At 45.1% G+C, this 17,540-nt stretch carries 19 protein-coding genes; all 19 read right to left on the minus strand.

What is annotated here, in order from left to right; translation table 11 throughout:
- The 19 genes from QEP08_RS18920 to QEP08_RS19010 all read right to left on the minus strand — a co-directional run bounded on the left by QEP08_RS18920 (position 1) and on the right by QEP08_RS19010 (position 17,535).
- On the minus strand, positions 1 to 648 hold the full coding sequence (locus QEP08_RS18920) for a hypothetical protein (protein WP_285060236.1): 648 nt from the start codon (positions 646 to 648) through the stop codon (positions 1 to 3).
- A gap of 10 nt (positions 649 to 658) precedes the next feature.
- Positions 659 to 1,537, minus strand: a complete 879-nt coding sequence (locus tag QEP08_RS18925) for a hypothetical protein (protein ID WP_285060238.1) — start codon at positions 1,535 to 1,537, stop codon at positions 659 to 661.
- 6 nt (positions 1,538 to 1,543) lie between these two features.
- Positions 1,544 to 2,449: a hypothetical protein gene (locus QEP08_RS18930; RefSeq protein WP_285060240.1), complete on the minus strand. Its 906-nt coding sequence runs from the start codon at positions 2,447 to 2,449 to the stop codon at positions 1,544 to 1,546.
- Between the two features lie 41 nt (positions 2,450 to 2,490).
- Positions 2,491 to 3,540: a tail fiber protein gene (locus QEP08_RS18935; protein ID WP_285060241.1), complete on the minus strand. Its 1,050-nt coding sequence runs from the start codon at positions 3,538 to 3,540 to the stop codon at positions 2,491 to 2,493.
- Between the two features lie 494 nt (positions 3,541 to 4,034).
- On the minus strand, positions 4,035 to 4,988 hold the full coding sequence (locus QEP08_RS18940) for a hypothetical protein (protein WP_285060242.1): 954 nt from the start codon (positions 4,986 to 4,988) through the stop codon (positions 4,035 to 4,037).
- 2 nt (positions 4,989 to 4,990) lie between these two features.
- Complete coding sequence (locus tag QEP08_RS18945) at positions 4,991 to 5,818, minus strand: hypothetical protein (RefSeq protein ID WP_285060244.1); 828 nt, start codon at positions 5,816 to 5,818, stop codon at positions 4,991 to 4,993.
- 507 nt (positions 5,819 to 6,325) lie between these two features.
- On the minus strand, positions 6,326 to 6,661 hold the full coding sequence (locus QEP08_RS18950; protein ID WP_285060245.1) for a hypothetical protein: 336 nt from the start codon (positions 6,659 to 6,661) through the stop codon (positions 6,326 to 6,328).
- A 46-nt stretch (positions 6,662 to 6,707) separates the two neighbouring features.
- Positions 6,708 to 7,856: a type II secretion system F family protein gene (locus QEP08_RS18955; RefSeq protein WP_285060246.1), complete on the minus strand. Its 1,149-nt coding sequence runs from the start codon at positions 7,854 to 7,856 to the stop codon at positions 6,708 to 6,710.
- The gene (locus tag QEP08_RS18960) at positions 7,844 to 8,341 is read right to left on the minus strand and encodes a PulJ/GspJ family protein (protein WP_285060247.1); all 498 of its coding nucleotides are present in this window, start codon (positions 8,339 to 8,341) and stop codon (positions 7,844 to 7,846) included. The genes QEP08_RS18955 and QEP08_RS18960 overlap by 13 nt, the downstream gene beginning before the upstream one ends.
- Positions 8,322 to 8,648 carry a hypothetical protein gene (locus QEP08_RS18965; RefSeq protein WP_285060248.1) on the minus strand — a complete coding sequence of 109 codons (327 nt, stop codon included), beginning with the start codon at positions 8,646 to 8,648 and terminating at the stop codon, positions 8,322 to 8,324. The genes QEP08_RS18960 and QEP08_RS18965 overlap by 20 nt, the downstream gene beginning before the upstream one ends.
- A gap of 29 nt (positions 8,649 to 8,677) precedes the next feature.
- Positions 8,678 to 9,913 carry a hypothetical protein gene (locus QEP08_RS18970; protein WP_285060250.1) on the minus strand — a complete coding sequence of 412 codons (1,236 nt, stop codon included), beginning with the start codon at positions 9,911 to 9,913 and terminating at the stop codon, positions 8,678 to 8,680.
- Positions 9,910 to 10,449, minus strand: a complete 540-nt coding sequence (locus QEP08_RS18975) for a toxin-antitoxin system YwqK family antitoxin (RefSeq protein ID WP_285060251.1) — start codon at positions 10,447 to 10,449, stop codon at positions 9,910 to 9,912. The genes QEP08_RS18970 and QEP08_RS18975 overlap by 4 nt, the downstream gene beginning before the upstream one ends.
- Position 10,450: 1 nt before the next feature.
- Complete coding sequence (locus QEP08_RS18980) at positions 10,451 to 10,948, minus strand: hypothetical protein (protein WP_285060252.1); 498 nt, start codon at positions 10,946 to 10,948, stop codon at positions 10,451 to 10,453.
- A 7-nt stretch (positions 10,949 to 10,955) separates the two neighbouring features.
- Positions 10,956 to 11,909 (minus strand): fibronectin type III domain-containing protein, encoded by a 954-nt coding sequence (locus QEP08_RS18985; protein WP_285060253.1) that lies wholly within the window; start codon positions 11,907 to 11,909, stop codon positions 10,956 to 10,958.
- 12 nt (positions 11,910 to 11,921) lie between these two features.
- Positions 11,922 to 12,449, minus strand: coding sequence for a hypothetical protein (locus QEP08_RS18990; protein WP_285060254.1), 528 nt, complete (start codon positions 12,447 to 12,449; stop codon positions 11,922 to 11,924).
- A complete protein-coding gene (locus QEP08_RS18995; protein WP_285060255.1) occupies positions 12,439 to 13,533 on the minus strand; it encodes a hypothetical protein in 1,095 nt (364 codons plus the stop codon). The genes QEP08_RS18990 and QEP08_RS18995 overlap by 11 nt, the downstream gene beginning before the upstream one ends.
- Positions 13,534 to 15,591: a secretin and TonB N-terminal domain-containing protein gene (locus QEP08_RS19000; protein WP_285060256.1), complete on the minus strand. Its 2,058-nt coding sequence runs from the start codon at positions 15,589 to 15,591 to the stop codon at positions 13,534 to 13,536. It abuts the gene before it with no gap.
- Position 15,592: 1 nt separating this feature from the next.
- Positions 15,593 to 17,032, minus strand: a complete 1,440-nt coding sequence (locus QEP08_RS19005; protein ID WP_285060257.1) for a GspE/PulE family protein — start codon at positions 17,030 to 17,032, stop codon at positions 15,593 to 15,595.
- Positions 17,029 to 17,535: a hypothetical protein gene (locus QEP08_RS19010; RefSeq protein WP_285060258.1), complete on the minus strand. Its 507-nt coding sequence runs from the start codon at positions 17,533 to 17,535 to the stop codon at positions 17,029 to 17,031. Before QEP08_RS19010 ends, QEP08_RS19005 begins: the two co-directional genes overlap by 4 nt.
- Positions 17,536 to 17,540: the final 5 nt, after the last annotated feature.

Consider the following 17,540-nt stretch of genomic DNA (forward strand, 5'->3'; position numbering starts at 1 on the left):
TTAATAGCGTTTTTGGTTTTTCTGAAGGTTTTCAACCTTACTATTTAGTGTTTGGATTTCCTTTTTCTGCTCAATCAAATACAGCGTCAGCTCCTCTATCTTTTGCAGGAGTTTTTTATTCATGTCGCCAAGTTCAATCCCATTCTTCTCCACTTCCGCAGCAGAGGGAATGCCTGGCAAATGACCTTTCTCTTTAATATGACTTTCCGTTTCCTGAAGTGTGGGCAATACATAATCGTTAGCAAAGACAAAATCAGCCCAATTCGCCATTTCAACTTTTACTTCCTGCGCCCTAATTTTCCCTTTAACAGAAAGCTTTTCTGTCGGATTAATTGTCCCAATACCAATATTTCCATTGGGTCTAAACACCATATATGTATTATTGTAAGCTCGTCCTAGATAAGCATAGTTAGGTGTACTAATTCCGTTTTCGGCACTTCCATATACGCCCAATGCGATAAAATCATTAGTTCCATCTTCATTACTAAGTGTAAAGGCTCTTGCAAATCCAGAGGTTACCCCCGGAAAATTGTTTTTTATTTTTATGCCATAACCTGGTCCGCCCAAAGAGATAAGAATATTACTATCCTGTGCGGACACTCCCCCGGTCATAACAAGTATCAATAGCGGCGTTATCAATCTTTTCATAGCTTTTTAATTATTTTTTTATGAGCAATTCGACTTTTTTTAACCGTTCATCTTGTTCTTTATTTAATTTTCGTTCTTCATTTAATTGTTTGTCCTTTTCAATCAAATACAGCGTCAGCTCCTCTATCTTTTGCAGGAGTTTTTTATTCATGTCGCCAAGTTCAATCCCATTCTTCTCCACTTCCGCAGCAGAGGGAATGCCTGGCAAATGACCTTTCTCTTTAATATGACTTTCTGTTTCCTGAAGAGTTGGAAGCTTATAAGACCTGCTAAATACAAAATCCGGCCAATTAGCGAGCTCGACCTTAATTTCTTGAGCTCTGATCTTACCATTAACTGCCAACTTATGCCCTTGAGTATTAGTTGTACCAATACCGACATCGCCAGTCAAAAAAGTATTTCCAAGATTAGTTACGGTACCCTTAAACTTATTTTTATATACCAGTTGCTTAGTATTTGTTCCCTGCATAGGTTCATCCATAGCAGTCCAGCCACTAAACCATGTAGCTTGTTCAGACAACCCTTTAACGAATGCAGTTATCTTAAACCGCTGGTAATAAACCCTGTCATCAATAAATATGTTAACCAGGCCCGCATTATTAGTCAACCATACTTCCGGAGTATATGAACCCGCTGAAGAAATTGATGAACTGACAAAACTGTCATTGAAGATATAGTATACGATATCAAAAGAAATTGTCTCTGACGAGCCATAACTATACCCCTGAAAATGCAAATTCACCATTTGTGTGCCGTTATACGGCAGATTTGTATGTATGTTCACCCCATTTACGGGCGAACTGTTTTTATGATAGCTTAACGCTTCATAAGTTTGTCCATAACATATCTCACCAACTAACAAAAAGCAGGTAACTAATAATATCTTCATAACTGTCTATTTTTGACTCCCTTTTAACTCTTGAATTTCCTTTGATTGCTCATTAACCACTTTATTCAATCGAATCAAATACAGCGTCAGCTCCTCAATCTTCTGTAGCAACTTCTTATTCATATCGCCCAGCTCAATCCCGTTATTCTCCACTTCAGTAGCCGAAGGAATCCCCGGCAAATGACCTTTCTCCTTAATATGCTTTTCGGTTTCCTGGAGTGTTGGCAATATGTAGTCTTTCGCAAAAACAAAGTCCGCCCAGTTGGCCATTTCCACCTTGATTTCCTGCGCCCTGATCTTGCCTTTTACAGAAAGCTTCTCCGTAGCCGAATTGGTACCGATCCCCACATTACCGTTGCTACCATACTGGACCATCAACCCATCATATGCCTTTGCCGCTTCATTGTGTACAAAGAATATCTCAGACAAGCCTACATACCCAGCATAGGTACCAGTTGACTGTGTACTTTCAAGAAGCGTATATCTTAATTTTGTAAAAACCCCCTTAGGAGTTGCCGCAATAAAAGTTGAATTGGTATTGTTAGCAACATCAGCGATAGTTCTCCATTCATTAAGGCCCAAATAAACATCATAGCCTTCTATTTTGAATCTTTTAGGTGGAAGGGCCCTGGCTGTAAAGCCTACAAAAGCCCCAACCTGTACGTGAACCGAAGGCAAGCCAGCTATCTCTATGACAACCTCATTTTCAGCATTTCCATCAAACCCGGTAATATATTCGACCTGAAAAGAACCATTGAACAGGCCCGGTAAATTATACTGCCTGGTCCCGGTCTGCGTTACCTGATATCTATGCGCCGCATTGAACAAAAGATTTTTATCCAATCCGATATAAGAAGCATTTCCCACAGGCGTAAATGTTTGACCTATAGCTACCTGAATAAGGCATGCCATGAATGATAAGAGGAATAAAGATGATTTTACCATAACGAAGTTTAATTAGACGATTTAATACCTTCCAGCTCAGTTACCCTTTTATTCAATTGAATTATATACAATGTTAGCTCCTCGATCTTCTGCAACAACTTCTTGTTTATATCCCCTAGCTCAATTCCATTCTTCTCTACCTCCGCCGCAGAAGAAATACCCGGCAAATGACCTTTCTCTTTGATGTGTTTCTCTGTTTCCTGCAACATAGGCAAGGCATAGTCCTTCGCAAAAACAAAGTCCGGCCAATTGGCCATTTCCACTTTTACTTCCTGTGCCCTTACTTTCCCTTTAACTGCGAGATCATAGTCGCCCGGAACAGTTGTTTTTATGCCGACCTTACCAGAAAAATATGCTTGATTATCATAACCAGGCTGGAGTCCAAGCAGTGCTGCAAGTGTAGGCTCGTTGCCATTTACCACATCGACCCTTGGAGAATAGAAAAACTGACGGTCATTTAATGCCGTATCGTTGTTCAGAAAAGTCCGGTGATAATTGGAAACAGCTGTAGGCAAGAATTTGAAATCGGCAATACTCCTTACCTTCGATCCCGTCGCACCATCATAAATCCCACCTTCGTGTACTGTAGATGTATCGTTGCTACCATGGATATAGGCAACCAGCAAATACCATTTATTTAGTAAAGGAAGATCTCCTGCCCAGAAATAAGGATTTGAACTGGTGACTCCTGCAAGCGTCGATATGGTACCGCAGCCAAAATAAGAGGAACCATTGGCAGAATTGGATTTCTTTAGCCAGATCGTATATCTGTACTTATTAGTATGAATCACTGGGAATGTCTGTGTATTCCAGCCGCCGTCATTACTACTATTACCAGATGGTATAGCTTTCCATACAACTACATTCTTCCCGTCAGGACCTGTACCCCATTCCCTTACACTCTCAGTGGAAGATCCTGCAATGTTAAAAATACCACTTGTCCCTGAACCAACCGTCCACCCGGTCATATCCAATAAATTTTGTGCTTGAGTCTCCAGATGCGCGGTCACTATCAGTGCCAGCCCAACCAGGCATTTTGAGATTGAAGTTAATTTCATGGCTTTCTAAATTTTAGCAATGAAGATTCATCCACATTGCCGTTTATTTCGAAAGCAAATTAAAACACCGGAGTACAGCCATTCTGCACTCCCTCATTTTTCTGAAAATAAATTTAAATGGGGATTTCCAACAAAATAAGCGGCATTTTGCTAGAAAAATATGAAGGAGTTTGTCTTCGAAAAATCAATTTGCTCACTACCAGTGTGCTATTTTCACACTCTGAATTCTTGAAATCACAATAGGCAATGAAAAATGAACAGCCTTTGTAGTTTCTCGACTGGCATGCCTATTATCCAAGCAGATCCGTCAGCCTCCTAAATTTGACCATTAGCGCTTCGCTGCACCCTGAATTCAAGATTAGCACAACAGGCAGGTCACGAAAAAATGTATATAATACGCTTAAAATTATCTAAGTGTACATTTTCAAATTAATTACTGCACAATTTGAAGCGAATCTACAAATGCTGAAAGTGTTCTTTTCATCATTACCGAATTATTTATGGTTTTGCTCAATCTTATTTATCCGTTGCTCCATTGCTTGTATTTTTTTATCTTTTTCAATTAAATACAGTGTCAGCTCCTCAATCTTTTGCAGCAACTTCTTATTCATATCACCTAGCTCAATCCCATTCTTCTCCACTTCCGCAGCAGAAGGAATCCCCGGTAAATGACCCTTTTCTTTAATGTGCTTTTCTGTTTCCTGAAGGGACGGTAATACATAGTCATTGGCAAATACAAAATCCGACCAATTGGCCATTTCCACTTTAACTTCCTGAGCCCTGATCTTCCCTTTTACAGAAAGTTTTTCCGATGGTAAAGAAGTTCCTATTCCTACATTTGCATTAAGTATCGAGACGTTGGGATTTGTTCCATAGGATGCAATTGTTAAGCTACCATTGGAGCCAATTGTAAAAGCATTGTAGTTGGCATCATCATAGCCCAACCTCAACTGCTGTGCCGCATCTACGATATGAAATTTTGCAGAAATTATTGAACCAGTACCTAATCCAAGCCTGCCAGATGCGTTTAACCTCATACGTTCTACAGGCTGAATAATTGCCCCATTTACACCGCCGGCGGCGGCATATTGCCAAATGAAGCCTAAATGAAAATTTGAAGAAAATAAGCTGCTTGACAAAGTACCTCTCGGTTGAATAAAATTAGTGCCGTCCCAATAAGCGTTGTGGTTAACCCACGCACCGTATCCGGCAGCACTGCCAGCTTGTTTTGACCCTTGAAAATAACCGCCGGTACCCGAAGTGCCTCCTGCTATCTGAATAAAAGGATTGCTCGATCCGCTAATCAGGATATTACCCGATACCTCAAGCTTTTCAGATGGACTTAGCGTCCCAATACCCACATTACCCGTAGTATTCAGAACATTTGTTTGCGAGAATGCAAAATTAGAAAGCATCAAAAATCCGAGGAGAACGCAATTCCGTTTCATAATCATTTATTTTTCAATTGTTCGATTTCTCTATTTAACTCTATTACATACAGCGTCAGCTCTTCGATCTTTTGCAGTAGTTTCTTATTCATATCACCCAACTCTATCCCGTTCTTCTCCACTTCCTCAGCAGAAGGAATCCCAGGCAAATGACCTTTCTCTTTAATATGCTTTTCTGTTTCCTGAAGTGTAGGTAACATGTAGTCTTTCGCAAAAACGAAATCTGCCCAGTTCGCCATTTCCACTTTAACCTCCTGAGCCCTGATCTTGCCCTTTACAGATAGCTTTTCAGTTGGGGAACTTGTCCCCACTCCAACATTGCCTAACAAGAGTGTATTTCCAAGATTAGTCAAAGTCCCCTTAAACTTATTTTTGTAAACCAGGTTAACTGCATTAGTACCTTGCATAACTTCATCTGCTGCTGTCCATCCCTGAAACCACGCCGCTTGCTCAGTTATTCCCTTTGCGAAAGCAGTTACCTTAAACCTTTGGAAAGGGGATTTATCGTTAATAAAAACATTTACAAAACCGCTATTATTTGACAGCCAGACTTCAGGAGTATAGCCTCCCGCAGAAGAAATAGAGTGCTGTATAAAAGCGCCATTGTAGATGTAATAAACTGCACTTAAGGATATAGTCTCTGCCGCCCCATAATTATAGCCCTCTATATTTAAGGTCACCATTTGGCTCGCATTAGTATAAGGAAGATTAGTCCTGATATTCACTCCATTGACCGGAGTAGCGTTTAAGCTGTAATTCAATGCTTCATAAGTCTGTGCTTGACAAACTACGCTGGCAAAGAAAAAGCAGATTAGCAAAATTCTTTTCATCACATTATTTATTATTTGTTTCCAATTGTTTAATTTTCTTTGATTGTTCGTCTACAATTTTATTTAGCTGGATTAGATGAAGGGTCAGCTCCTCAATTTTTGCAACAGCTTCTTGTTCATTTCGCCCAGTCCAACCCCATTCTTTCTAGATTGTTACCATCACCTGCTGGACTGGATTTCCAGACAACAACATTTCTATCGTTTGGGCCAACACTCCATTCCCTTGTGTTTTCAGAAAAGACCCCTGCATAAGTGAATAATCCAACTGACCAGTCACTATCAGTGCCAACCCAGCCAGGTGTTTCGAGATTGAGGTTAATTTCTTCATTGCTATCTATTTCGAAAGCAATTTAAAACACCGGAGTACAGCCATTCTGCACTCCCTCATTTTTATCAAAAAAAACATTTTCTACCTTTAAGACACGTGAAATACATTTTTTAACCTGCGTCCCTATTCAAATATCATTTTTACAGCACTCATGAGTGTGCTATTTTTACACCCGGATTCTAGGCCTCGTCCCCACCCAGCTTATCCCTCATCTTTAAATTCTTTTCCGCAAGAAATTTCTGCAGGTAATCATAAAATTCCAGTTCTACAATACGCTCTACACGAGCTTGAAACCTAAAATCAAAGCTGCCATCTTGCTTAAAAAAATAGGTTCTGCGATGATGGTCATACTCAATCGGAGCATTCAGTACCTCCTTCATAAAATTGATGTAATCCTGCAATGTGGAAACAGAAATTTCCATTTTGGTTGCTAGTTCGGCCCTTGAGCCTGTACTTTTGTTCCTGATGTGGTGGTTAAGGTTTTCAAGCCTTTTGAAAGTGTCAATTAAACTCATGCTAGTTAGTTTATTTAGGGGAATATTATATGATATATCAATAGGGTTAAAAACCATTACTCATCTGGAACATCGGCAGATACATAGAGATCAGAATAAAACCGACTACCAACCCCAGGAAAATAATGATCAGCGGTTCTATCAGCTTACTGATCGTCCCGGTCTGGTACTCCACCTCCTGCACATACTGGCTGCTTATGTTCTCAAAGAAATAATCCAGCTTATTGATCTCCTCACCCACCTTGACCAGCTGGATCATTTTAGGCGGATAAATCGAAAACGAAGACAGACTCACATGCAGCGACTTACCTTCCATGATCCCCTGCTCCACCTGCTTCAGAGAAACCTCCATCGGATAAAACCCGATCGTCTGCCTGGACATGCTGATCGCCCTGAGTAACGGGATCTTCGTGCTGATCAGCAGACGCATCGTATTGCAAAAACGCGCCAGGTAGATCTTGATCACCAGCTCCCTCACCAATGGGATTTTTAACACCAACGCACTCGATATGCTTCTGAACCGTTCATGTTTCCTGTAAGTATAAAGCAGGTAAACCACCACTGCGGTAAGCACCACAACAGGCAGGAACAACGCATCCATCAGCTTCGATGCCCTGATCACCATCTCGGTCATCCAGGGCAGTTTCCCGCCGAAACGCTTGAACACATCACTAAACATCGGCACTACAAACCTGAGCATGAAAAACACGGCACCGGCCGAGGTAGAAAGCACGATGGCAGGATAAGTCAATGCACTCAGGATCTTTCTGCGCTGCCCCACTTTCCGCTTATAGAACAAAGCAAGGTCTTTGAGCACTTCAGCCAGGTTCCCCGTTTCCTCACCGATCTGGATGCTGAAGTAATCATAGTCAGAAAACTTGCCCGTATCCTTTACCGCCTGGGCCAGCGACAAACCTGCTATGACCTTAACTTTGATCTCCCTGTATATTCCCAGGTGCTTGTCCTTTAAACTTTCCAGGGTTACCAGATCCAGGCTATTCTTCAGATCAATGCCCGATTCCAGCAGCGTACTCAGTTCAAAAAAGAAATGATCTTTCTTCTGATCGTTCAGCCCGTTCCCTCCAAAACTGATGTCTTTGGACAGCAGTTCCATCAGCTTAGAACCGGCAGCAGCCTCGCCTTTCACAGCACCCTTCTGCTGTTTTCTGTATTTTGAAATGTCTATCGTCTCCATAGCGAATCCTGGTAATTAAATAAATCAGCCGATGTATACACCTTTGCCGCAGTCATTGTCACCGGGGCACCCTCATGTTCGAACCTGAATACCAAACGGTCAGCTATGCCCTCAGAAACCGAAGAATTCTCAAATGAAGACAGCAAGATCAGCCGCTTCATTTTAAAAGTATCCGCAACGGAATGGTGTGTCCTGACCAAATAATCCGTTCCAAATGAATAGCTCAAAGCTTCCGAAGACAGCGGATCTTTAAAATTCAGCTGCCCCTCACGCAGTTCTATCAGTGCAGCCTTTTCCATATCCGACTGCAATACCTGCCTGAACAATTGTACATCAGCATGGGCCAGGTTCTTGCTGTGAAACCTTCCGTACACCCTGGTGAAGACCGTGAAAGCACTGTAAGCCATGCCCATGACAATAGCCGCCAGCATCATCGCCAGCACCAGCTCAATCAGCGTAAATGCCTTAATCCTGTCCTTTTCCATCTGATTCTATTAGCCTTACATTTTCAGCAAGCTGTTTTTTATGTTCGTCCCTGCAGACTACACTCATGATCACTAAACCAGGATTCCGCTGATCAGCAGTATATTTTACTTCATAAACCAATCCTGATCTGGACAATTGCTGTGCTTCCATATTTCCGCTTCTGATCAGGCTGTCGGCTATAAATTCCGCTTCCAAACCACTGTGCATAGCCAGGTCATTCACACCGGCGCCCAGAATGTTGTTATAGATCACCATCCCGGCCGAAAAACTGATCATCAGGATCAGCATAGCCGCAATGGTTTCCATGATCGTAGCAGATTTGATTTTATGGCGCTTCAGTTTACCCAACACAGCAACCTCCCGCTTTTAACTTGTTTATTCAATAACTCTGAACTCAGGTAATATTTGGGCAAAGCGGTTTTATCCAGCTTCACATCGATCAGGTAATTCTCATAAATAGCAGAAGCAACCCTGGCCATCAGCCTGATGGCCGAAACAGAGCCGTTTACCCTTGCCGTTTTGCTCAGCGCGACATAGCCTTTGGACCAGACTTCGCCCTTGATCACCGCCTCTTCCCCAACCTGGATCAGGGGCATCAGCACACTTCTTTCTTTTTCCCAGGCAAACAAAGCCCCCTCAATGACCGATTTCCTGCCTACCGCAATTTTCACCTGGTGTTTAGCCGTGTCATTTTTCAGCACCAGCAACGCCGAAGGATAGCTTAGTTTTACCTCATTGCCCACAGCAATTGAATCCGTTGCGACAACCTGTAACCTGCCGCTAAAATTATCCTCAATTTTCACATATGGAGCGACAAGGATCACCCCGTCCAGCATGCAGTCCTTATCTACCACCAGCATGCTATCCGAAGAAATGATCACATGCCCCTTTGCCTTAAAGCCGGAAACAAACACATCATCCTTTTCCACATGCAGTCTTCTTACCGGGTTGAAAAATGAATTTTCTACAGTGTCCTGCAAGCGGTCCGCATCAGATGCAAACGCCGGCAAATCTTCAAGGCTTTTCAGCAAGCCCGCATCCGGTGCCGGCATATCGCGTTCACTATCCCTGGTTGCACCATAGACGAGCGTCTTATCTGCATAACCTGATGACTCTACATAAGCTGCTTTTATTCCCGATTTCGGCAGGTAAGCAGTTCCTTTGATGAGGCTTTTACCGGTGATGGACATCGGACGGTCCTCATCTGCCAGGTACAGCACTTTCAAACTATCGGTTAGTGGTGTCCCGATCAAAAAAGCTTTCCTGAGGGTGTCCGCATTGATCCAGCTTGCAGCCAGGCCCAGTTCATAGATTCCCCAGGCTTTCTTTTCCAGCGATACGCTGTCCTTTTCTTTTCCGTATAAACTCAGCTGCTGCGCAGTATCTGCTTTAAAGTCCTGCTGCATGAGGATCAGCATGGCGGAGGCCACATTCTCACGGAGCAATTGCGCCCTTTCCTGTTTCCGTTCCTGCATCCTGTAAGTAAAACCAATGAGCAGCATAGACCCGCAGACCAGTACGATCAGTATGGACACAATCAGGGAGATATATAAGGCGGATGCGCGGATCATTTGTTCTTCCCTTTAAAAAATCTTTTCACTTTTGAAATGAAACCACTGGTATCGACAGCCGACAGCTTTTTTATTACCAGAACTCCATTTTTATACTTTAAAGTATCAGCCGGTTTCCCTAGACTATCGTAGTTAATAGTCATTCCAGCCAAGTTTCCGTCATTGTAGATTTCACGCCGCTTCAGCAAACCGGTACTGTTCCATAGCAGCCAGCGTCCATTTTTCAAACCCTTCCTGAATTTACCTGATTCCAGCACCTGTTTGGTCGTTCTGTCATACACCCTGAACTGCCCGTGCAAAACTTTTCCTGAATAAGCTCCCTGGGAACTGTTGATGGTTCCTTTTTCAAACCAATAGTAGGTATTTTCCATCTTCGGCAGGATCAGCATTCCTTCATCCTGCAGCTCAGCCCTGACCGTCGTGGTCTCCCTTTGTATGGCCACCCTTCTTTTCATCAGGTCAATTTGCTTCAGTTCCACAGGCTTGCATGATGCCAGCATTAAAACACATAACAATACACTTACTTCCCGCTTCATACTATTCTGTTTTGATTAAAGTTGTCTTTCCATGATACCTCACCAGCACCCCATCCTTTTTTATCACCATTATTTTAACTCCCTTCAGCGTGTCGCTTTCATGCATCATCATTTCAGCGCCTTGATAACTCATGATGGCTACGCGCCGGTTGCCCCTGCCATCGGCCACAAAACCCAGGTATTTCATTTGCAGCACCGGATCTGGGGCCTGCACCGGAGCTGCTCCCGGTACCGTCGTCTTGCCCACAAGGTTCTTTATCCCGGCAGTATCAGGCATCTTTGCCAGGGCACCTGTGAAAGGATCCGGATAATTCAGCAGCAGTTTAAAAGTATCTGGATACAGCTTTGGTACAGGGACCTTATTGATCTTCCCGGTGCTGGCCAGCTGCAGCCGGTCGCTCCCTTTCTCACGCACAGACAGAAAGACTCTGTAAACGATCACTCCCCAGATACAGAGCACCAAAAACCCCAATAGATAAACGAGCGGTTTAGATTTCATACCCTGATTACTGTATACTAAAATTCATCAATTCGCTGACCAGGCCTTCATTTCCTACTTCATCTATTGCCAATACCTTCCAGTAGACCAGCTCACCCTGCTGGGCTATATTGAAAGCATAACTGTTTGTGTTCAGTACCAGCGGAGATCCGGGATAACTGGTCACCCCATCACTTTTATACAGGTAGAGTTTATATTTCTTCGCTGTAGGCACCGCGGACCAACTGATGGAAACCGGCTGGATCACCTGGGCGCCTTTCACCGGAGTCTGGGGCGACGGAATTCCAGGGGGCGTTTTATCACTGGTCATGATCCGCGTCTCCGACCATTTGGAAGTTTCGGTGTCATTCTCTGCCCGCATCCGCCACTGATAAGTGCCATCCTTCGGAAAATTAAACAGGTACAGGTCACCACTGATGGCCTGGTTGAACACAAGCCTGGTCTCGTCCTGGAAATTCTCCGTATCGATCTGCAGCAGGTATTGGGTTGCACCAAACAGCTTGTTCCAGCTCAGCGACACATTCGCTCCGGTTGTAAGGAAACCTGAGCCAGGCGCGATTAGGGTAACCCTTTGTTCTGCAAGTGAGGATTCGTGGATGATAAAGCCAGCGGAAAAATATTTCGAAACACTGCTCCCGTTCTCAGCCCGCAGCCGCCACTGGTATTTACCCGGATCCAATGTCATTTCAAATTTATTCCTTCCTTCGATCAGCGTATCTTTTACCAATGAAACCGCGGCTTCAAAGTCCGGCGTAACCACCTGCAGCCTGTACCTTAACGCATCGGTTACCGGTTCCCACCAGAACCCCACCTGGTATTTATTACTTTCAGTCCCATTAGCCGGCGCTTTTAAAATGACCTCCCGGTTTTCCAGTGACGGCTCTATGAAATCCTTACAGCCGCCCATTACCGCGAGCAGCAGCGTCAGGAAACAAATAGTGTATAAGTTCTTTTTCAACATAATGATGATTATTTATTTTTGCTCCTTTTGCAAACCCAGCAACTGCAGTTTCAAACTGGTCTGCAGATCTCTTTCTTTTTTGATGTAGCTCAGGCTACCTGTTAAGCCCACATTCCGCATGGTATCCAGGGCATATTGCAGCCGCAGCAGGTTATGAAAACTTCCGTTAAAAACAACTTCCTGCCTTAACATTGACGTCGATCCATAGGCCACTGGCCGCCAGGCCGGGAATCCCTGGACCGAGCAGTCGTACCTTTGGGAAAGTACCGCGCACTGGTTCCACAACTGGTTTTTCCAGCTTAACGTATCTACCAGGTAGCGCTTGTACAAAGCATCAATGCCTGATTCACGGGCAGCAGAATAAGCCGGGCTGATGCTCAGGTCTTCCGCATCCCGGGCTACATCCTCAAGTTCTTTATAAACCTTATAACTTTCCCAGGTCTTTTTAAAAGCAAGCTGGTAAGCCGCAACACAAAACAGCAGCATCAGAGGGGCGATCAGCTTTAACAGCAGCCTGAAATTTAGTTTGCTATCCTTCATAATCGCTGATTTCAATATCAATCGTAAACTGTCCTTTCCCGCTTTCCCTGTTCAACTCATAGTTAAGGATGCCGCAATCCTTTACCCATTCCTTTGCCCGGACTTCCTGCAGCCAATTGTTTAAAGTAGCCGCCTGATCGCAGGTCCCGCTTACCCTGATCTTTCCCGTTTCATATATTTCCGCTGTACTGGTAGCTCCGCTCTGTATTTTCAGCGGATTGATGCTAAATTGTGTAATGGCCACCGCTGATGGCCGGCCGGCCATCAGCTGGCCGGTAAGCCAGGAATACGGATAGCCGCCTGCCCAGCCTGCACTGGTGATCAGCGAGGTCTTTTGCTGGATATCTGATTCCATCTGCTGGAATTTCTTTACCTGCATCCCGCTCCGGTTTCTTTTGAGCGAGAGCCTGCCCGCCTCAGCTTCATAGTGGCTGAACATAAAAAAATTAATCACCAGCAATACCAGCATCACGCAGCCAAACACCGCGGCAATGCCCCCCACTTTTGCTCTGGCAAATGCCTGCAGCCTGTTTTCATTCAGCGCTGCATGATCCACACCGGTCAACTCCTGTTTAAGTAAAACCTGGAATGCGCTGTCATAAGCAGGCATCAATTCGGGTTTCAGATTACTGGTCGCCTGCCCGTTTCTTAAAGCACCAAGACTTAAACAGATCACCTGGAAGCCCAGAGCTGTCAGTTCTTTGATCAGATCATCCGCTACCGGTCTCCTCACTAAAGAGACAACAGCATGCCCGTCCCTTTGCTCCAGTTGAAAATAAAAATCAGCTGCATTGGCGTTTGGCAGTACCTGACTGATCACCTGCTCGCTGGCAACAGCAATTGGCTGAATCTGCTTAGTCAGAATACCTTTACCGGTCAGGCAAACCGCAAGCGGGCCCGGTTTATAATGTTTGGCAAAATGCGTTATGTTTTTTAACCCGGTATGCTGATCTTTCACAGTCATCCGGTCCCCGGAAATCTGCAGAGTGCAAGCCTGCACAGATTCCGTACCATCCTGACCCAGCCTGATCTCAGCCCCGATAAGCGTACCCAATTCAAACCATCCCCTGATCCTGTCCAGCATCTACTGATAAATTATAGTCGGTTTAATAAAAACAAGCGTGATCACTTTGCTCTTTGTGCGTTCCCTGCTGCTAAACAGCCACTTGATAACCGGTATCCGCGACAGCAAAGGCACACCACTTCCCGCCTCGCTTTTCTCTGTCCGCTCCATGCCGCCCAGTACGATCATGTCTTCATTGTGTGCCCTGATGATGGACTCAAACTTGCTTGTAGAAGTCGGCGGGGGAGCATTGGCAGGTGGTGTACCTATGAAATCTGAGATTTCCACCCTGATCTTAAGAGTAACCTGGTCATCCCCCGACACCAGCGGACTGATCGCGATGGCCAGGTTCGCATCCACCTTATTGAACTGCTCGGTAAATACAGTTTGGGTATTTACTGAGGAAAAAACGTTTTGTGTCTTGGTCACATAATACCTGGTGGTACCGATGCTCAGGTTCGCCGTATGACCGTTCAGTGTCGCCAGTTTAGGCACCTGCCTGATCTCGGCGTTGTCATTGGCCTCCAGGGCATTCAGCTTTACATAAAAATTGGGTGTGACTTTTCCTATATTAAATACACTGTTGCTCCCGATCCTGCCCAGCAGGTCATTGATAGAACCCGCCCCGAGCGTCATGTCTATTCCGGAAAGCACCTGCCCCTTAGTTCTCACCACAGAATCAGCCAGACCAGCTGTTATACCCGTTTTTATGGTATGTCCCTTCCTGATGTCCAGCAAGGTCACCTCGATCAGCACCATAGGCACCAGCTTATCCAGTTCTTTAATATAAGCTTCGATCTCCGCGATCTGCGGTGACGCGCCCGAAAGCAATAAAGTATTCTGTTCTTTAAACTCCTTGATCTCCAGCCCTTTTTTCAGCTCATTAGGGATCATCATCATGATGGTATCGATGGACCGGTACTGCAGCTGCAACACCTTATTCCTCCGCAGCCCTTCCAGTTTCCTGTCGCCGATCAGGTAGATCCCATTTTCTACTTTGTAAGTATAATCCGTGCCATTGAACATGGCAGTCAAAAAGTTGTCAAAGCTCATGTCATTTACCTTCGTACTGATATTTCCTTTCAGGTCAGAATACAGGAAATAATTGGCGCCGGTTTCTGTTGCCGCCGATTTCACCAGGTCAATGATCGGGGTATTTACCGCATTAATGTTCAACAGCTTTCCTTTCTTGTCGATATTAAATCCGCCAGCAGCACCATTCCCTCCGGCACCCTGCTGCGAAGGCTTCATGCTTTTGCGCACATCCGTGTTTTTATCCGAATTGATGTACAGTTCTTCTCCCTCCGCCAAAGGTTGAAAAACAAACACCTGGTCGCTGGTTTTCGACATTTTCAGTTCATTGGCATAAGCCAGCTTTTCCAGTGCGGTTTCAAAAGGCGCCTCATTAAAGAAACCGGTCACCATTTTACCGTTCAGGGCAAAAGGCACTACGATGTTCTTGCCCGATAAGCGGCTGATCTTACGTGCTACGTTCACCAGGCTGTCGTTGTTCAGTTCAAGCGACAATGTACCTGTCGCAGCATTGTACTTCACCGGAATGTCTTTGGGCACAAAGCTGGGCTTAACCACCGGCGGATTGTATTGCGCTACAGTGATAATGGATCCGATCACATTGATCTCCAGGTCATAGTTTTTGGCCAGGAACATCAGGATATTCAGCGCATTCTCATTGGTCACGTTGCTGCTTACTTTGATGTTCAGCATCGGGTCCACATTGATGTTGAGCTGATTGGACTGGGCCACAGCCCTTAAAAACTCCTGGATCGAAACCCCGGACAGTCCTACCTGCACCTTTTGTTTCAGCCCCGGTACAAATGCCGACAGACCGACCAGCTTTTTCTCCAGCGCATCCATACGCTCCTGCTTGCTTTGCTGCGCAAAAGAAGGAAGCGAAAGGCTGAGGAACAGTAGCAGGGCAGTTGTCCTAATCAGACACCATTTATTAATGCACTCGTCATCTCGACGCAGGAGAGATCTCTTGAATAGCACAGACAAGAGATCCCTCCTCGCTGCTCTCGTTCGGCATGACGAGCTAACATTATATATCAATTTCTTCATATCAATTCAGTAACAAAGGATAAATTTCTTCAATGGAGGTCTCTCCGGCGGCAAACAGGTCAAAGGCGTTGGCGCTCAAAGTGCCGATCCCTTTTTCTTTTAGCATCCCATCGACATTCATATCCCCGGCCTTCACCAGGGCAGAAAGCTCCCTGTCCAGCGGGATCACCTCATACACCGCCTTGCGGCCCTTATAACCGGTAAAATAGCACTGGTCACAGCCCATAGCTATATATTGCTCATCAACCGGATAATAAGCCTTAAAGCTCTGCGGATACATAGCCTCTTTCATTGGCGAGGCAGCCTTACAATGCGGACAAAGCAAACGTACCAGCCTTTGGGCAACAGAAGTATTCAGTGTATTTGCTACCAAAAAAGCAGGAATGCCCATGTCCGTCAATCTGGATATCGTCCCCCATGCAGAATTGGTATGGATTGTCGACAGTACCAGGTGTCCTGTCAACGCCGCCCGCATGGCCATATTTGCCGTCTCCGGGTCACGGATCTCCCCGACCATGATCACATCCGGGTCCTGGCGCAAGAAAGTACGCAGGGCGGAAGCAAAGCTGAGCCCGATGCTTTCCTTTAACTGCACCTGATTGATCCCTTCCAGTGTATACTCTATCGGATCTTCAATAGTCAGGATGTTCCGGGTACTCTTGTTGAGCAGTTTGAGCGTAGCATACAGGGTAGTTGTTTTACCTGATCCCGTAGGGCCGCTGATCAGCACAATACCGTTGGGCCGCTTTACACCCTCCAAATAATTGCGCAGATCAGTCTCTGAAAGGCCAAGCTTGAAAAGATCAATATTGGTCGCGTCATTGTTCAGTAATCTCAAAACCACTTTTTCGCCGTGCAAAGTGGGCAGTACCGATACCCTGATGTCAAATTGCTCCGTGCCGTTTAAAATGCTCTTAAAAGTGATCCTGCCATCCTGTGGCAATCGCTTTTCAGCAATGTCCAGGTTAGCCAGGATCTTGATCCTGTTGATGATGGCCGGGTATTCCAGCCTGCTCAGCAGGTAACGCTCGATCAGCATCCCGTCAATACGGATCCTTACCCGGCATTTCTCTTCATAAGTTTCAATGTGGATATCACTACTTTTGAGTTTCCGCGCTTCGGAGATCAGTTTTTGCAGGAAATCATCAGATGACGGCTCATGACTTAAGTTTTCTGTCCCTGTTATCGCATTTTCCCGGAGGTAGTACTGGTTCAGCAGCCTCGACAATACCGCAGCCGGACGGGCTTCCAAAAACACCTGCCTGCCGAGTAAAATCTCCAGCTCATCCTGCAGGCCATCACGATCCTGATCCTCATCGCAATACAACTGAAGCACACCGTTCAACTCTCCAAAAGGAAATATGCGGTAATGCCAGGCCTGTTCAGTGGTCAGTTCGTGCAGCAGCCCGGTCGCTATTGTCATTTCATCCAGCTCTTTCATAACAGGTAATTTTCAATCCACGAAGTATTGCTGATCTGCAGCCCGGTGATCCACGCTGTTAAAATCAGCATCAAAAGCATTGCGCTTTGCAGGCCCGCCAATGGCACTGTATACCCCTGAGGTTTGTACCAGGCCATGTAGATGCCGGCACCAATTGCAATCAGGATCAGGCTCAAAAGATAAAACAAGAAAAAGACGAGCGTCGGGAAATATACCGCTATACAAAACAGCATCAATAGGTCACCCGGCCCGATATGCGCTTTCATCAGATTGGTCATCCTGCAGTCTTTCAGGCTGATCAGTACCGTAGCCAGTACATAGTTAACCATTATAAAACCTGCGTTCATCAGGCATTCGGCCCAACTAAAACCAGGATTGGCGATGATCAGGAATATGGCCAGCGCAGGGAACGCATACCAGGATATCGCCCGGTATTTAAAATCCTGGATGCTCATTACAGCTAAAATGAGCAGGATGGAGAGGTTAATTACGATGGAAAGCATAGCTA

The sequence above is a fragment of the Pedobacter ginsengisoli genome, from assembly GCF_030244015.1.
Classification (GTDB): Bacteria; Bacteroidota; Bacteroidia; order Sphingobacteriales; family Sphingobacteriaceae; genus Pedobacter; species Pedobacter ginsengisoli.